The sequence below is a fragment of the Endozoicomonas sp. 2B-B genome (genome assembly GCF_053470045.1).
This window is the reverse complement of sequence record NZ_JBLZMU010000001.1, coordinates 2,395,022-2,411,371: the sequence shown is the minus strand read 5'-3', so window position 1 is coordinate 2,411,371 and position 16,350 is coordinate 2,395,022. Positions and strand designations below refer to the sequence as shown.

Annotated in this window: 14 protein-coding genes and 1 CRISPR repeat array (1 of these 15 running past the window's edge); of the genes, 3 read left to right on the top strand and 11 right to left on the bottom strand. The window is 47.1% G+C overall.

Annotated elements, in window-relative coordinates:
* Positions 1-56: 56 nt before the first annotated feature.
* Both ACOMHB_RS09995 and ACOMHB_RS09990 read right to left on the bottom strand, forming a co-directional pair.
* The gene (locus ACOMHB_RS09995) at positions 57-335 is read right to left on the bottom strand and encodes a type II toxin-antitoxin system RelE/ParE family toxin (protein ID WP_448216496.1); all 279 of its coding nucleotides are present in this window, start codon (positions 333-335) and stop codon (positions 57-59) included.
* The gene (locus ACOMHB_RS09990; RefSeq protein WP_448216495.1) at positions 335-619 is read right to left on the bottom strand and encodes a type II toxin-antitoxin system RelB/DinJ family antitoxin; all 285 of its coding nucleotides are present in this window, start codon (positions 617-619) and stop codon (positions 335-337) included. The genes ACOMHB_RS09995 and ACOMHB_RS09990 overlap by 1 nt, the downstream gene beginning before the upstream one ends.
* Before the next feature lie 66 nt (positions 620-685).
* Between ACOMHB_RS09990 and ACOMHB_RS09985 the strand changes: the two genes are divergently transcribed.
* Both ACOMHB_RS09985 and ACOMHB_RS09980 read left to right on the top strand, forming a co-directional pair.
* The gene (locus tag ACOMHB_RS09985; protein WP_448218627.1) at positions 686-886 is read left to right on the top strand and encodes an IS3 family transposase; all 201 of its coding nucleotides are present in this window, start codon (positions 686-688) and stop codon (positions 884-886) included.
* The gene (locus ACOMHB_RS09980; RefSeq protein WP_448216494.1) at positions 876-1,394 is read left to right on the top strand and encodes an IS3 family transposase; all 519 of its coding nucleotides are present in this window, start codon (positions 876-878) and stop codon (positions 1,392-1,394) included. The genes ACOMHB_RS09985 and ACOMHB_RS09980 overlap by 11 nt, the downstream gene beginning before the upstream one ends.
* Before the next feature lie 278 nt (positions 1,395-1,672).
* Here the strand turns inward: ACOMHB_RS09980 and ACOMHB_RS09975 are convergent, their stop codons facing one another.
* The 9 genes from ACOMHB_RS09975 to csm6 are packed head-to-tail and all read right to left on the bottom strand — an operon-like array spanning position 1,673 to position 11,813.
* Positions 1,673-2,911, bottom strand: a complete 1,239-nt coding sequence (locus ACOMHB_RS09975; protein ID WP_448216493.1) for a Card1-like endonuclease domain-containing protein — start codon at positions 2,909-2,911, stop codon at positions 1,673-1,675.
* Positions 2,912-2,944: 33 nt separating this feature from the next.
* Positions 2,945-3,841 carry a CRISPR system precrRNA processing endoribonuclease RAMP protein Cas6 gene (cas6, locus tag ACOMHB_RS09970; RefSeq protein ID WP_448216492.1) on the bottom strand — a complete coding sequence of 299 codons (897 nt, stop codon included), beginning with the start codon at positions 3,839-3,841 and terminating at the stop codon, positions 2,945-2,947.
* Positions 3,841-4,986 carry a type III-B CRISPR module RAMP protein Cmr6 gene (cmr6, locus tag ACOMHB_RS09965; RefSeq protein ID WP_448216491.1) on the bottom strand — a complete coding sequence of 382 codons (1,146 nt, stop codon included), beginning with the start codon at positions 4,984-4,986 and terminating at the stop codon, positions 3,841-3,843. The genes cas6 and cmr6 overlap by 1 nt, the downstream gene beginning before the upstream one ends.
* Entirely contained in the window at positions 4,983-5,441 is a 459-nt protein-coding gene (gene cmr5 / locus ACOMHB_RS09960; RefSeq protein ID WP_448216490.1) for a type III-B CRISPR module-associated protein Cmr5, read from the bottom strand. Before cmr5 ends, cmr6 begins: the two co-directional genes overlap by 4 nt.
* 1 nt (position 5,442) lies before the next feature.
* Complete coding sequence (gene cmr4 / locus ACOMHB_RS09955; protein WP_448216489.1) at positions 5,443-6,309, bottom strand: type III-B CRISPR module RAMP protein Cmr4; 867 nt, start codon at positions 6,307-6,309, stop codon at positions 5,443-5,445.
* Positions 6,310-6,332: 23 nt separating this feature from the next.
* Entirely contained in the window at positions 6,333-7,520 is a 1,188-nt protein-coding gene (locus tag ACOMHB_RS09950) for a type III-B CRISPR module-associated Cmr3 family protein (protein ID WP_448216488.1), read from the bottom strand.
* Complete coding sequence (gene cas10, locus ACOMHB_RS09945) at positions 7,517-9,478, bottom strand: type III-B CRISPR-associated protein Cas10/Cmr2 (protein ID WP_448216487.1); 1,962 nt, start codon at positions 9,476-9,478, stop codon at positions 7,517-7,519. The genes ACOMHB_RS09950 and cas10 overlap by 4 nt, the downstream gene beginning before the upstream one ends.
* Positions 9,468-10,610 (bottom strand): type III-B CRISPR module RAMP protein Cmr1, encoded by a 1,143-nt coding sequence (cmr1, locus tag ACOMHB_RS09940; protein ID WP_448216486.1) that lies wholly within the window; start codon positions 10,608-10,610, stop codon positions 9,468-9,470. The genes cas10 and cmr1 overlap by 11 nt, the downstream gene beginning before the upstream one ends.
* A gap of 39 nt (positions 10,611-10,649) precedes the next feature.
* Positions 10,650-11,813 (bottom strand): CRISPR-associated ring nuclease Csm6, encoded by a 1,164-nt coding sequence (csm6, locus tag ACOMHB_RS09935; protein ID WP_448216485.1) that lies wholly within the window; start codon positions 11,811-11,813, stop codon positions 10,650-10,652.
* 141 nt (positions 11,814-11,954) lie between these two features.
* On the opposite strand from csm6, the gene csx16 reads away from it, so the two are divergent.
* On the top strand, positions 11,955-12,257 hold the full coding sequence (gene csx16 / locus ACOMHB_RS09930) for a CRISPR-associated protein Csx16 (RefSeq protein ID WP_448216484.1): 303 nt from the start codon (positions 11,955-11,957) through the stop codon (positions 12,255-12,257).
* Positions 12,258-12,444: 187 nt separating this feature from the next.
* Positions 12,445-16,350: a CRISPR direct-repeat array (repeat unit 36 nt; unit sequence GTTCCGGAACGTCCCTGACTTTGAAGGGATTAAGAC); it runs 767 nt beyond the window's last position.

Here is a 16,350-nt window from a genome sequence, read left to right as displayed (position 1 = left end):
CCGACGCGCCTGGCGGCGCGCGGCTGAAATTGGCGTTAGCTGCCAATACCAAACAATCAGTCCGTTGGAAATTTCTGTTTTTGATGAAGCACACGCATAACGTGGATATTCGAATCATCCACATAGTAAGAAACAATCATTGATACTTCTGGAATAATTAATAATCTCCCACGAATTCCATCACGCTGGACACCCATATTTGGTTGTTCTAGCAAGTTCTCAACTTTAGCTTCGATGATTTCATCAGTCTTTTCAGCAGCAATAGGGTTAAATTCGTAAATGAATTCAAATATTTTTTCTCGATCATTTAAAGATTCAACTTCCCAATAAATCATTAATGACCACCTCGTTTACGAATTTTCGCCTTGCGTTTTGTCATTTCATCTTTGGCTGTTTCATGGTCAATAAAATCGGAGTTATTAGAATCTAGTTTCTCAAATGCCAAATTCACTTGTTTGGTAATCCAAGAATCTTGAGACAAAGCTTTTCGCTGTTGCTCAGCCAATTGCTCTGTAAATTCACGGCAGGCATCACTAATAGTGCGCCCTTGGCTCTTAGCCATCTGTTGTGCCAGACGCTTTGTTTCCTCATCAACCCGGAACTGAATTCTAGTTTCCATAGCAAATTCCTATTATTTATGTACTCACATACGTTAGCACAGAAAAAGGTAGCTAACAAATGAGAGATTTTTGCTCAATCAGATGACTCTTATGGAAGTCGTCGAATGGCGAAAGCCCTGCGTTCAAAAGGTTACAGCATAGGGCATTATCAGGCCAAAACCCTGATGCGACGGCTTGGCCTGCGGGTTCGGGTGGCCAAAAAATTCAAGGTGACAACCAACAGCAAACACAAACTGCCCAGTGGCGGCAAACCTTTTGAATCGTGAGTTTTCAGTTTCAGCACCGGACAGAGTATACGTAGCTGATATCAGCTACCTCTGGACTCGTGAAGGCTGGGTTTATCTGGCGGCTGTCGTTGATCTGTTTTCGCGGAAAGTCGTCGGTTGGTCGATGAGTAACCGTATGACGACGGAGCTGCCTCTGGAAGCTTTGAGAATGGCTTACTGGGGCAGAAAGCCTGGAGATGGCGTGATGCACCATTCAGATCGTGGCAGCCAGTACGCGTCTCTGGAGTATCAGAATCAACTCAGGGAGTATGGGATGGTCTGTAGTATGAGTCGCAAGGGTAATTGCTGGGATAACTCTGTGATGGAGCGGTTCTTTGGCAGCCTGAAAAGGGAAAGAACGGATCATTATATTTATGATACTCGGGTAGAAGTAGAGGCGCATGTTATTGATTACATTTTGTTCTACAACAATAACAGATTGCATTCCCATCTGGACTATATGAGTCCAGTAGACTTCGAGAAGCAAAAATTGAAAAAAGCAGCTTAATGAGGTGTCCGTTTTTACTTGACCACTACATCATGGAGTGGCACGTCTTAATCCCTTCAAAGTCAGGGATGTTCCGGAACCGACCTACGGCAAAGGCAAAGCGAAAGAGATCAAGTCTTAATCCCTTCAAAGTCAGGGATGTTCCGGAACCTCCAAAGCCAAAATAGTACTTTAAATTCAAAGACTTGCAAAGGAGGTTAGCATATACTGTTATTTTGTACAGTAAAAAACAACAAAAATGATTCATTTTCCCCTCTGCAATGATTCTATAAGCTACTTCAGTCTCTGGGTAACTCACCATTAAGCAACCAGTGGTCAATCAATTGCCGGAATTTTTTTATTTCAAGATATTGAAGTACATCAATAGAGTAACTATTTGCACGGGATGTCACCTTAATTTTTCGCCCATCCCGGTTTTCATAATCCAACTTACTGGCACTCACTAACAATCGTTCGCAGAATAAACCGCCAGCGTGTGAAGCAATACTATCGAGTTTGTAAATAATGTCAGATTCGTTCTGAATTTGACCTGTTTTACACTCTACAAGTAACGCACGGTTGTTATGTACCAGTACCAGATCGAGCTCATTTCTAGGGTCGTCTTTACGATACTTCTCACTATGAATTTGCAAACCACTGGCAACATATTCAGCATTAGAGTCCTGGGCAATATGCCAGACATACTCCTCAAGCCAGCCTCCCTTTAAATAATTTGCTGATTCCTCATCATCAAAGTAAATCGTTGTTTCATGATCTTCAGACCACTGCAATACACCGTGCTCTTTCAGCTTTTTCAAAACAGTTTTTGCATCTTTATTGACATGGCCAAGCTCCTGTTGGTTTTCATAAGGCTTGATGGCTTCACCTCCTTCCAAAGCACGAGAGGCTGCAATATTAATTTGACGCAAAATCCCCCTCTTTTTTTCGGTCAATAGCTTATCAATATTATTACCAAGCCACTTTGTCAGGGGTTTTCTCTCCATCGCCAAGTCACACCAGGCCTGATCATCGCTCTTTGCTTTTCGGGCAATTCGGTCGTTACCTGCAAGATAGCTTTCAATATTGAAGACAGAAGGAATGGAAACAGGTGCTGTCTTGGCAGGCTCAATGACTTCCAAAACGCTGTGTTGGGTGTCAGCATAGATGATATTGTTTACGCCACCTTGCCGAAAAGCATCCACAATGCCAAGCGTCATCAATTTGTTGCCGCCGGTTGTATTCAGTATCACTTTATGTTCTGGCCACTGCTCTTCGATATTGATTAAAAGCTCCAGTGCGTACTCGCTGATACTCTCAATGCCCTGACTCGGCAAACCCGGTCTGCAAATAACCTGCTCGCGATGAAAATAACCATGTGTCTGAAACCATTGCTCCAGCGATTCTGACGCAGATTTCATTTCTTCAGACACAGCTAATACAACAATGTCAGGTTTCATAGTCATAACTGGCAGAATATTAGCAGCATTCTGTTTGCTGGCAATGCACACCATTAATGTCTTGCAATTTTTATTATTCATTCTTTAATCCTTCTATAACAACTGCTCTTGCAGTTATACGACACTCAAGTAGTATTGCCCCAGTCCAAATGAACTGTTCTTGCCGAGATGCAAATATTCCCCGAGTTTTAACCAGGGCTGCAATTCAGCAGGAACATAATTCAATCGAATAACACCCAATAATCCGCCCAGCTTCATAGACTGTTTCTGTCGGCTTGAGTAGCGTTCAACTGTTTGCCAGTTCAGCTCACTTTGCATTGTTACCGGTTCAAACCATTGAGCAAACTGGTGCCAGTCCGGTGATTTCAGGTCCAGATAAACCTCACCTGCCAGGCGAGTACGGCGCAACAGTGCTTTTGCCAGCATCTCTGTAGTGAGACCCTGAGGTTTAATAAACTGCTTTTGTTGCTGCAACCGGAGCGGTGTGAGCAGATTCATCGTGACAGAGCCAGAATAGTCTGCAGGTAACAATACTTCCGGTTTATGCGGCTGATATTGACAGTCAAGGGAAGAATACACCCTCTGGGGTTGTTCCTCGTTTACCAGAGTAATGTCCAGCAACTGTCCCGTTACCCTCTTTTTACCCAGCCCTGCTGCCAATGCTTGCTGCCAAGCCTGCACAACAATAGGAAAATCCTCCAGCGCTTTTCCCATTAGCACCATAGAAAACTGCAGGCATTGCCCAGCTTCCACAAGTGTTTGCCTTGGAGGTTGAATCACATAGGGAGGTGGGTTTTCCGGAAAACGCCCCTGTTCAGGACGCTCCGGATCAAACAGCCGTCTATAGGCGCATTGGTCTGTACAAGGTTGCTTTTCGTGATTAGAACAAGCTAATCGTTTCAGAGCGCTTCCAAACACGCTACGCATCAGCGACCCGGAAAACTCCGGTAGTTTCAGTGTGTCGTGCATGCGAACCCGGAAACGATAGCGTGCCATTGGTAATGTCAGCATTAATTTGCCCGCTCCTGTAAAGCACGGATGGTTTTCATCAACTCTTTACCTTTCCCTTTTTTCGGGTCGGGTCCATGTTGTTTCAGTACTTTAATCGCAAGCTCACGCAGTTCCTCCAGTTCACCGATAATCCAGCCCTCCTGATCAGCTTGATCAACTACCCGTTTTAACTGCTGTTTACAGACACCACCAGCTTCTACAATTTTTCTGTCAATATCACTGTTCAATTGCTGTTCCAGATCGAAAAGTGATAACTGTGCAGGAGTCAGGCTGGACTTATGTTTTTCTTCCTGTTCCTTCTCCAACTGCTCTGCCAGCTCATCTGCAAAGTCTTTTTGAGCCCTTTCGTCAGGACTCATGGAACCATAACCAACCGATGTTTTGGAACCTAACCCCAGCCATTCCAGAGCCCCAGCCATTTGTTCCATCACGGCCTCCATTTCTCCTTCCATAGCTTTGGTACGCGGTGAAATGGCAAACAAAAAGCTGGCCTCTTTAGTGACCAAAAACGGAACCGGCACCGGGTTATGCCAGTCGGCAGGAATAGTCTGAGGATCATTAGCGGGCTTGCCAGACCCACCTTTTTCGTACCACTTGTCCATGTGTGGTGTCATGATATCAAGGGCAACAGTTGGAGATTTCGTTGGCACAACATCATGAAAAATCAAACCACCGGCCTGATTATCCTTAAACTGTTCTTCTGTTTTTTTGGACTCGCTGCCAAACCAGCGATGCATTTGAGCTTTGTCAGCCCCTTCCTGCTCCATCCAGCTGCGCAGCAAACCTTTTACTGATGACCCTTGCAGGTAGGGAGTACCCAGCGTGGGATGCCAGAGAAAACCGTTTTCCACCGGATGCGGATTACCCATACCCGTTACAAAATGCCAATCCAGTTGATACACCTGATACAACCCTTTCAGGCTATTAACCAGACGAACCTGACGTTCGGCAAAACGGGTTATCTCATTGCCATCACCGCAAGAACCGGTTATGTATTTTATCCAATCTTTTTTGCGGTTTTTGTCTGTATCAACTGACCATTGCCCGGGGTATGAAAAAAAACGTTCAAAATAAAGTCCCTTGTGGTAGGGAAACGCTGGCTTACTGCATTGAGACTGGTCATAAAGTGGTAAAAACAGTGTCATTCTTCACCACCTTCTTCACTAATGCGAATTTCTGCTCTGGCAAACTGCTTTACCCAGACCATTAATGCCTGAGTTTCAGCCTGAGCCTGGCGATAGACGTGCATGTCCTGAGACATGATGCCTTCAAGAACATCAGTATCCGGATAGCAACCTGTTTCACGGCCATGCCAGTCGCTAACCAGATCATACAAATGCTGCCAGGCAATGCCTTCCGCTTTTTGCGGATCAGCTTTACTTTTGGCAAATGCCAGAGACTGGCCAAGCCCATTCATCTGCACCATGGCAGGCAATGAGTTGGCTTTGGCTTTGAATACTTTTGCAGCATCAGGGTTCTTGAGTGCTACTACTTGTGAAACCCTTTCATAAGAGAACGCTGCCCGCTGTTGCTGAACGGTGCGGGGCTTATCAATTTTTACACCTTCACCCTTATGGCGGACCTTAACCTTAAGACTCATATCAGGCTACCTCCTCCACAGGGTTAACTTTGAACCATCCCATACCTGTGGTTTCATTGCCCCCAACCTGAAGGTAGGGCTCCCGGAACAATTTCTCACTGATTTCGTTCATCACATCTTTTGCAGTCATTGCCCCTGAACGTCCTTTATGGGCAACCAGTGTCATGTACATTACCGTATCCGGAGCCAGAGATTCTTCGTGCCAAAGTGCGCCGTCACGCACCGTTTTAGTCTCGGATTCAATCGCAATATGGGCATGCACTGGCACAGCAGCCTGACAAAGATGAACAAAGTTATCGTCACTGACAATGGCCAGCTTGTTTGAAAGGTCATTCTGATAGTCATCGCCCAGCAAACCTTGCAGCTGTTTCAAAACAGAATCGTCCACATGGCCTTTCACATCAAAGGCGTACTCTTCAAGGTACAGACGGTCAGCTTTACCTGCTTTGCCCACTAACACCTCGTTGTCATTCAATTCAATATCGAAGGAAAAGCCTTCACGTCCAGCCCGCTGCAAATCTCTCTCCAGTCGCCTGAGCAGTGCCGGACAAGACACCCAGCGATAGTGCCCTGTCAGGGAACGAACAGGCAGAAATAAAAGACGTGCATCACTTACCAGCAGGCTTCCGGCATGGTCGCTGCCGTTGTTCTCTTTGGGACCCGGTCCAAATACTGTTTTCGAGTCTATACCTTCAATGTTTTCAGCTTTAGCACGCATAGCGCCTTTAACACCGGAGCCAAAAATACAGGGCCAACCGGTGTGTTTTTCGCGCTGAATGGGCAAATCTACGGCACCTTCTGCTTCACTGGCACCGGCGTGAATGCTCGTTTCAGCCATCAGGGTAAAGAATGCGGTTTCTGTGGTCATGGTAATACCTTTTTTGATTCGAATTATATCCAGAGTCCGCAGGCAATTTGCCCGTAACCCCATGATGTCTGATCACCAATGCGGGTGCCGTGTAATGCCAGCGCTTCGGTCAGGGTGCCTTCCAGTGGCTTGATGAAGTAGCAACTACCGGCTGGCACATAGCTTTTCATTACACCGGGGCAACCCTGTTTCAAGTCCCAGCCACCTCGTCGAAGCGGCTTGCCTGTCATAACACAATGCAAAACAACCTCAAGGCCATTAATGGAACCTTGCCAGTGCTGTACACCATCTTGAATAACGGGCTTAAATCCGGGCAATGGAGATTGCTGTGTATCACCAAAATCACCATCGGACAGCAGCATCAACATCAGACCCTGCTCATTGCCCTTGGCCTTGGGGCAGTCAGGCAAAGCAGGTTGTGCTTCCGGCTGCAGAGTGACACGGGCCATTCGTCCCTCGGCACCAAAGCGTATAAAGGGTGATGCCTGCAAGTTTTCCTGCATTTTTTTTGCCACAATTTCTGGCAGCCCACTCACCAAAATACTCACAGCAACCTCATCTGCGAGCCGCAGATGGCTGGTCTGGTACAACAACCCCTGCTCAACAGTGGCACTTTGCTTATCCAGGCCGATACCCAGTCGTGGTTCCAGTGAAAACAGGTCAGACTGGCGGGTAATACCCTTGCCAGAGTCAGCAGGCAAACCGCCAGCCAATATCTTTTGCAGCAATGTCTGATCAAGGTAATCACGCTCCGGCACTTTGGCACCGGAACAAGGCTGTGCCAGTTCTGGCAGACGGACGTTACCCAGATCACACATCACAGGACTACCGGGTACCAGCCGGACATAGTCGGCACTTTGGCTACCTGTTGCCAGTGATTTCTTCTCCAGCAAACAGGCAGGCCAGGAAAAAAGTGGCTGATTGTTTGTGGTCACTGCCACTGGAGAAAACGATAATGATCCTGTATCTACACTGTCGCCCAGCAACTCATTAATGCTGATATCACCAAAGCACGCTTCACCTTCACGAAATGTCTGCCAGTCTACATCCAGACATTCCCCTATGCGGGTACGAATCGCACCGGCAACCGTTCTTACAGGGGGAGGAAACAGACTTTCCAGGCGGTCAGCACCAGCCGCACCGTGTGGCCTTGACTCTCGGAAATACCAGCTATCTACCGGGGTAAACGTTAAACGCCAATGTGTACTCATAATGCTTGCCCCTCTTTATCCTGTCCCTTGGTTACCAGAAAACGGACTAACTTGAGTGCGTCTATCGACAAGCCAGCACGCTCATGGTATTGGCTGTCCTTCCCATGATATTCGCGCACCCATAATTGACACTGACTGATCAACTCTTTAGCCAACTGACCCGCTGCTTCCTGGTCTTTATTAGACAGTTGACCGGTATGCAGGTACATGGCTGTGAGCAATGACTGCACTGCATCTACAGGCAAAACGTCTTCACCTTTATTCAGCTGCATATCCTTGAACAGTTTTTCCGCCTTCTGAAAAAAGCCCCAAGCAAAACCGTTAATGGCTTTTTGGTCTTGTTCAGCTTCTGCATCAGTGTGACAGAGCTTGCTGGCTAACTGGTTAATCACAAGCTTGTTGCCGTTCAGCACTTTTTCCCAAGGGCAGCTCCACTCCAGATGCAAACCACCCGGCTTCCAGACTCTGACCGCCAGTGAATCCCTGCCTGTCTGATCCTTGGCAATATCATCCAGCAGGCCATGAGCATCGAACAGGCCCTTCATCAAAGGCGACTTTACATGACAGTACTCAATAGCCCCTGACAAAGTACTGGTTGCCATGCCTTTTCCGAACTTTCTGAAACATTCCAAATAGTCACTGCGCAGTGCTAATGCGCAGGGCATTGCGTCTTCCATAGGCAGCAGAGCAAGGACATCGTCACCTCCTGCATACACCAGAAATCCGTTATGCTTGCGAACAATGTCCGACACATTGCTGGTAAACTGGTTAAGGGCCTGGCTGATAGGTACCTGCTTCTCGGGATCACTCATCTGGCTACCCAGTGAGTCACCATCCATGAGCAATACTGCATAAAAAGGACTAGGGCTGGAGTCGGTTATCTGCTGCACTTTTTTCAGGCACTGATATACATCCTCCATCTGTGGCTGCCAGTCAGGTTCCTGCCAACCTTTTGATTGCAGGATAAAGTCAAACAGGTATTGACCGTCAAACCGCTGCCACTGATCTTTTTCAGAATGATCCTCTGTCGCTTTGCGAATGCATACGGGTACTTCTGCACAATGACCGTCGCTAGCTTCAAACGGTTCCAAAGCATGATGCAGTGCCCAGATAGCATCCCATTGCTCCGGCTTTTTTGCCTGTTTAAAGGTTTCTTCCAGCCAGTGTGTTGCAGCCAGATAGCTCACGGAAGGCACATTGACAGGAACCTGCCAGCCGTACAGCATCCAGCTTCCCGGCATTTCTGCCTGAAAGGTTGCAAAGTTATGAGCAAACCGACGTTTAACAAAAGCAATGGCGCACAGCTCTTCACCTGAACGCAGATCAACCTTTCCTATTTGCTGCCTGACCGCTTTCCAGAATGGGCGCTCTCCCTGACCTGCCCGGCCAGGACGTTTGGCACCAGACAACTCTTGCCAGCCATCCATCATCATGCACTTAACACCCGGTTCCTGAGGTGGCTGATAAGTTCGCCAGTTCTTACGCCTGTCAAGCAGGTTGGAGGCAACTGCCTCATCGCTCAGACACCAGCTGATTTCCCAGAAATTATTGATCTGCCGGTCCCAGATTTTGCGGGTTTCGGTCAAGTCAACGTCCAGTGATTTCAGGTCTTTTTGCCAGACATGCTCCGCCAGAGCCTGCCAGGCTTCACGAATAGACTGAACCACCTGCTCGGGGTTAAAGTCAGCCGGCACTTTCATACTCACGGCTTTAAAGCGGTTAGGAATAGAGCCTTGTTGTGGAGCAGCATTTTCCCCGTTGCCCTCCAGCCACTCGAGGTATCCTTCAGCCGGGATGGGGAATTTTATGTCGCCTTCCTGTTTTTTGACGGCCACCATGGCAACACCCGATAACCAGGACAACAAAAATGAACCTGCCCAAAAGTCACGGGTTCTTCGCGCCTGAGCAACAAAGCCTTGAACGGGACCCAGAGTGATATGAAAATACTTACTTTCCATAGATCACCTCTTTATCTTCAAAGCGGTCCATAAAGGTACGAATAACCGACCAGTCCACATCAGCGTTAACCTTGCTCGTTTTTCGGTTAGCAGAAACTTCAACCTTGAGGCTGTGATGCAAAAAATCAGATTGCAGCAAGGTTTGCACTAATAGCGCACTGCCGTCTTCAAACTGGTGAGCATGACAGAACAGCGGGGTTGCACGACGACCACTGTCGGCGTTTATACCAACCTTAACCCTGGCTTTACTCAGGTAATAATTATGAGGTAATCCAAACACGGTTCGCTTAGGCAAGTCTGATTTTTGCTGTCCTTCAGCAACTTCATATGCCCAATCATGATCCTTGTAAAAATTCTTCTCTTCGGTAAACCAGCCCCGGTATTGCTGCAACTCTTTGTTCAATTTCTCCAACAACAATTCCGGCTGCTTGCCCATAGTGGACACATCAACCCGGCTACAGGATGAAAAAGCGGAATAGACGGGTTGCGCTCGGGCACCATCAACACTTTTCAACAACTCTTTGACCAAAGCCTTATAAGCTTCGGCATTTGCAGGTGCTGAATAACGACCACCTTGTAAAGACTGGATGGACAAACTCCCAAAACCTTTGCGAGAACGAGCCCCAAGCCCTCCAAACAAGCCAAGGCACAGCAATGCCAGTTCCAGTTCCTTATGCTGTTGCTTAGTCATTATTTGCCGTGGATAACAGCTTACTGAGAAGCAGCCGCCAGAATTCAGATACTTGAAATTTTTATTACGTTCTATCATTCCCTGACCAAGCAGATAATCAACCCGTTTCAGTGGATCTTTACCTTGCTCGCTGTTGTCTTCATGTATTCTCAAACGAAAAGCGGCCTGACAGCCTTTGTTACTGGCTTTGTTGTTGCTGCTCCCTCCGGCAGCATGACCAAACAGAGCGCCCTCTTCCTGATGAACCTGCTTTAGTGTCTGGTTTGCATCGCCATTAAATAAACGACTCCATGCCAACGCTCGCCACCAGAAGCGCAATACGCCTTTGACAGAAGGTGGCCTGATTTTATTCGCACAGCTGTCACTCTCTGCCCCGCCGAGAAATACGGGAGTCGAAAGTAGATAACGTGCCTCAAGTTTTTGCAGAGATTCTTTTTCCATATATTCTATTTATAATTTGTGGTTTTGATAGTTTGAAATTCAAATAATAACAGACACCTGACTGGCATCCAGCAGCAGGCGATGTTCACCACCCCGGCCATTCGCAGGCTGGGGTAAATAACATTCAGCCAGCTTTTTACCCAGTTCAATTTTCAGCAATCGCATTAACTCATTACGACGCTGACTATAGAATGAAGCTTTCATCATTCCATCTGTTAATGATTTAAGTGTTCTGGAATTCACATCCTGGTCAATCAGCTTGCCCTCCAGCTGTTGCCAATTCTCGACATAGTCAATGCCTTTGATTTCACACAAAGATCGTAAATAAGCTCGTCCAATCGCAGGGCTGGCCGTTATGCCAGGCAATTCATACCCTGCCTCATCGCCATGATCTTGCAAGTCTCGAACAAACATTAAGATAAAAGCAAGCTCAAGGTCGGATATTGATATAACGCAACCCGATGCGGTAATGGTGGACTCCTGGACATTAATAACCAGTGACCGAGGCTCGTCTATCTTGCCCATAATACGGATGGTTTCACTGAAACACGCCTTACCTTGTAAAAAACGCTCGGGCAGATCTTCACGTAACCGCACAAAAGGAATCTGTGCCAGCGTTACTTCGGCATCAGCTGCATCACAGGTTTCACCATGCCGGTTCCTAACTTTGCGACTCTCAGGTGTCGGATAATAAAAATCGTGACAACTCTCGTAGCCCTCACTGACCAAGACGTGCGAAAGCTGATCTTGCTTGCGACCATAAAGCGACAGAGCATAACCTGTGTAATAACTCATGGTTTTTCGCCCTCCAGCCAGCGATACATGCAGCCGGGTATCCTGGTCGACGGTGAATCGCTGAATAAGGCCAGTAATAGTGTCTGCAGTAGCTTCATTGTCGGAAGGGGTTTTAATATCAGGTAAGGCATTTCCCTGTGCATCGCATATGACATGAATATTGCCTTCGCTGAAAGCGTTTGGTGAAAACCCGTAATCCTGACAAAACTGATAAAACTGGCCCTGGCCAGAATTCAGTAAGCCTGCCTGCGCCTTTTCACGCCCCTCCAGAGTGGTAACAAGATGTATTTCATCAGGAATAAAAGGCGTATCCTGCACAACTAAAGCATACAGCGTTTCAGTCAGTATCTGTGGCGACATTCCGGACGCCACAAACAATATATTTCGGTAAGCGGTTGGTTTTGTCATTAAGTTCCCCTGAAAAACGTCAACCATAATCATGAAAGCTTTGCGGCCAATGTGATGTTTCACAAGCTTGTGAGACTTATTTGGAAATACACCTTATAGTAAATTCAAATCAAGTTATATCGATTTGTAGCAACATAATATATGGCTGTGTATTTGATAACCCGTCACCCCGGTGCTGTAGAATGGGCAAAGTCAACCGGGCTGGTTTTTGACCATACCATCCAACATATAAATGCCCGCACTATTAATTGCGGCGATAGGGTTTATGGATTACTGCCCGTGCACCTGGCTGCTATTGTGTGTGACTTGGGGGCCGAATATTGGCATCTTTGCATAGATATTCCCGAACACAAACGCGGTCAGGAGTTAAGTATTGAAGAAATGCGGAGGTTTAATGCTCGCTTCGAGCAATTCCATGTTCAATTGGGCCAACAACAGAGCTAGCTCAGTTTTTGGAAGCGACTTTGTTGCTCTTTTATACAAGCAAGATATAAATCAGTCACTTACAGATCCCCTTGCCAACTAAGGTATGAAAAGTATGAAAAACGGCTGTTTTTTACTGTTCATTTTTACAGTACTAGCTAACCCTCTTTGCAACCCATTGAGTTTAAAGTACTATTTTGACTCTGGAGTTCCGGAACGTCCCTGACTTTGAAGGGATTAAGACAACCTTTGTCCTTGTCCCTCGACAAAGGTCCTTGTTCCGGAACGTCCCTGACTTTGAAGGGATTAAGACATCTGGTTGAGGGTCAGGGATTCTGGCAAATAGTTCCGGAACGTCCCTGACTTTGAAGGGATTAAGACGAGGTCTTCGTTCTTGATGTCAGCCAGATATTCGTTCCGGAACGTCCCTGACTTTGAAGGGATTAAGACCGTTCATAATGAACTCCTTTTCGGTTTAATTAGTTCCGGAACGTCCCTGACTTTGAAGGGATTAAGACGGGGTGTTGTTTGGTTTGCACTCGGTTGCGCCGTTCCGGAACGTCCCTGACTTTGAAGGGATTAAGACACGGCCCAGTTTGATATGGGGTTTGCTTACGCGTTCCGGAACGTCCCTGACTTTGAAGGGATTAAGACCGCTTCTTTTGGTTGCTCAGCCCCCCTAAAAGTTCCGGAACGTCCCTGACTTTGAAGGGATTAAGACAACTTCGTGGTTCTTTGAAGCACCCGACATAAGTTCCGGAACGTCCCTGACTTTGAAGGGATTAAGACCATGGTACAGTCGCTGATACCTCCCATCGCCCGTTCCGGAACGTCCCTGACTTTGAAGGGATTAAGACATGGCTTCAAGGGCGTTTTCTGCCTCAAAGCGTTCCGGAACGTCCCTGACTTTGAAGGGATTAAGACCCGCAGGGGACTACCTTTTTATTCCAGTACCTGTTCCGGAACGTCCCTGACTTTGAAGGGATTAAGACGAGCGACCACGCACGTTTTAAAGGCTTGTTCTGTTCCGGAACGTCCCTGACTTTGAAGGGATTAAGACAACAAAAAACATAGGTTAAGTTATTGTTTTTTGTTCCGGAACGTCCCTGACTTTGAAGGGATTAAGACAGCTCAATTTCCTGACTGACCCCGTAGGTGTCGTTCCGGAACGTCCCTGACTTTGAAGGGATTAAGACATTCGTCTTTGACTTCCATACCATTCAGGTTCAGTTCCGGAACGTCCCTGACTTTGAAGGGATTAAGACACATATTCCACGATCAGATCGCCGGAGGTTACAGTTCCGGAACGTCCCTGACTTTGAAGGGATTAAGACGCTTGGCCCTTGCTGTCTGCACGTCTGAATTGAGTTCCGGAACGTCCCTGACTTTGAAGGGATTAAGACCCCGAAAAGGAGTTCCACCATGAAATTCTATAAGTTCCGGAACGTCCCTGACTTTGAAGGGATTAAGACAGGCCATTTCTTTTGTTTCACATCGGGTTGCGTTCCGGAACGTCCCTGACTTTGAAGGGATTAAGACTTCTTGCATTTTCGACATCCTGCTCAGTTATGTGTTCCGGAACGTCCCTGACTTTGAAGGGATTAAGACATGGCAGAGGGCAGGGGTCATTCTCGAGTGAATGTTCCGGAACGTCCCTGACTTTGAAGGGATTAAGACTCCAACTCGGTCTTTAACCGCGTCGGTTTGATGTTCCGGAACGTCCCTGACTTTGAAGGGATTAAGACATAGACCTGTGATGTGAGACCTTTGGCGATCTGTTCCGGAACGTCCCTGACTTTGAAGGGATTAAGACGACTCTGTTTTTTGATCTATTTGCACCACAAAGTGTTCCGGAACGTCCCTGACTTTGAAGGGATTAAGACACGTCGATTTGATCCTGCATACTAGCCTTCGGTTCCGGAACGTCCCTGACTTTGAAGGGATTAAGACTTTGCTGGTCTGCCAGATCATTTCTGGCAGGGTTCCGGAACGTCCCTGACTTTGAAGGGATTAAGACGAGGATCACGGCGTTCCTGACCAGATGTTTGAGGTTCCGGAACGTCCCTGACTTTGAAGGGATTAAGACCCGTCTTCTCCAGTGCCTGACTCTCCCATGAAGTTCCGGAACGTCCCTGACTTTGAAGGGATTAAGACAAGGTTGTTTGGATTGTTTGCGGCATAGCGAGTTCCGGAACGTCCCTGACTTTGAAGGGATTAAGACATATGCTCAACACCCAGTCCATCAATAATCTTCCGTTCCGGAACGTCCCTGACTTTGAAGGGATTAAGACTAGTTCAATAGGTTCAATAATACTCAGCGACTGTTCCGGAACGTCCCTGACTTTGAAGGGATTAAGACATACCACTTTGAGCCGTTTCTCTGTTCGTAGACGTTCCGGAACGTCCCTGACTTTGAAGGGATTAAGACGACCGGGAGCCTGCAATGCACCGGATTTCTTTGTTCCGGAACGTCCCTGACTTTGAAGGGATTAAGACCTTGGCCTTAGCTGGCTGCACGTCTGAATTAAGTTCCGGAACGTCCCTGACTTTGAAGGGATTAAGACAGAGAGAAAAATTGCAATGAACAACACCCTGAGTTCCGGAACGTCCCTGACTTTGAAGGGATTAAGACGAAGAATTCGGTAATGATGGCACCGGCTTTCAGTACCGGAACGTCCCTGACTTTGAAGGGATTAAGACGATTTCTTTATGAAGATGCGACCAGTGATGATCGTTCCGGAACGTCCCTGACTTTGAAGGGATTAAGACATTAGCAGTTGGGATGAAGGGATTCTGTTCATCGTTCCGGAACGTCCCTGACTTTGAAGGGATTAAGACAGGGTATAAACACCTTGCCCTGTTTGCGTTGTGTTCCGGAACGTCCCTGACTTTGAAGGGATTAAGACGAGTTAATTTAAATCTGCACGCTCCGCCAGTGGTTCCGGAACGTCCCTGACTTTGAAGGGATTAAGACTTGCCAAATTCACCACACCCGCACCCAATGTGTTCCGGAACGTCCCTGACTTTGAAGGGATTAAGACAATTGTCTTTCCAACTCTTTTTTTATTTCATCCGTTCCGGAACGTCCCTGACTTTGAAGGGATTAAGACTAGTCACTCCTTTGTAGTAGATGTCTCCTCAGAGTTCCGGAACGTCCCTGACTTTGAAGGGATTAAGACTGGGTTCTCATTATGAAAAGAAAGTTTGTGCGTTCCGGAACGTCCCTGACTTTGAAGGGATTAAGACAACCTAACATCAAGATCAAGTAATTCCCATCCGTTCCGGAACGTCCCTGACTTTGAAGGGATTAAGACCTTTAGCAAACAGTTACCCCGAGGCCAAAAAGAGTTCCGGAACGTCCCTGACTTTGAAGGGATTAAGACGTCGATGAATACGGTCTGGCCTACTGGACAATCGTTCCGGAACGTCCCTGACTTTGAAGGGATTAAGACTTCTGGATGAAGGCGATCCTAAGCAACTGACCCGTTCCGGAACGTCCCTGACTTTGAAGGGATTAAGACCCATAGACTCTTTCGATGATACCCGTATCAAGTTCCGGAACGTCCCTGACTTTGAAGGGATTAAGACACACTGTTCCCGTCTATAATTGGCTCACCACGTTCCGGAACGTCCCTGACTTTGAAGGGATTAAGACATGAAAAAACATATTATGAGGCACGTTCAGCGTTCCGGAACGTCCCTGACTTTGAAGGGATTAAGACGTTTCCAGCGTATTTATTTTCTATATAATAGCGTTCCGGAACGTCCCTGACTTTGAAGGGATTAAGACCCCGTTGTTATTTTTCCTTGCTGCCTCTCTACGTTCCGGAACGTCCCTGACTTTGAAGGGATTAAGACTCGTTGATTGAGTCCGTGGGTTTCTCAAATGAGTTCCGGAACGTCCCTGACTTTGAAGGGATTAAGACGGTGAGTAGTGGGTCAGTACTTTCCATTGTATGTTCCGGAACGTCCCTGACTTTGAAGGGATTAAGACACGCTCAGGTTCTGGATAGGCGCAGTGCCAGGATTCCGGAACGTCCCTGACTTTGAAGGGATTAAGACGTTGGGACATCGAGGTGTCTCCTGTTCGTGTTGGTTCCGGAACGTCCCTGAC

Bases quoted from the DNA above. Each gene is read 5' to 3' on its own strand.
- ACOMHB_RS09995 (WP_448216496.1), bottom strand. From the start codon at position 335: ATGATTTATTGGGAAGTTGAATCTTTAAATGATCGAGAAAAAATATTT.
- ACOMHB_RS09990 (WP_448216495.1), bottom strand. From the start codon at position 619: ATGGAAACTAGAATTCAGTTCCGGGTTGATGAGGAAACAAAGCGTCTG.
- ACOMHB_RS09975 (WP_448216493.1), bottom strand. From the start codon at position 2,911: ATGAATAATAAAAATTGCAAGACATTAATGGTGTGCATTGCCAGCAAA.
- cas6 (WP_448216492.1), bottom strand. From the start codon at position 3,841: ATGCTGACATTACCAATGGCACGCTATCGTTTCCGGGTTCGCATGCAC.
- cmr6 (WP_448216491.1), bottom strand. From the start codon at position 4,986: ATGACACTGTTTTTACCACTTTATGACCAGTCTCAATGCAGTAAGCCA.
- cmr5 (WP_448216490.1), bottom strand. From the start codon at position 5,441: ATGAGTCTTAAGGTTAAGGTCCGCCATAAGGGTGAAGGTGTAAAAATT.
- cmr4 (WP_448216489.1), bottom strand. From the start codon at position 6,309: ATGACCACAGAAACCGCATTCTTTACCCTGATGGCTGAAACGAGCATT.
- ACOMHB_RS09950 (WP_448216488.1), bottom strand. From the start codon at position 7,520: ATGAGTACACATTGGCGTTTAACGTTTACCCCGGTAGATAGCTGGTAT.
- cas10 (WP_448216487.1), bottom strand. From the start codon at position 9,478: ATGGAAAGTAAGTATTTTCATATCACTCTGGGTCCCGTTCAAGGCTTT.
- cmr1 (WP_448216486.1), bottom strand. From the start codon at position 10,610: ATGGAAAAAGAATCTCTGCAAAAACTTGAGGCACGTTATCTACTTTCG.
- csm6 (WP_448216485.1), bottom strand. From the start codon at position 11,813: ATGACAAAACCAACCGCTTACCGAAATATATTGTTTGTGGCGTCCGGA.
- csx16 (WP_448216484.1), top strand. From the start codon at position 11,955: ATGGCTGTGTATTTGATAACCCGTCACCCCGGTGCTGTAGAATGGGCA.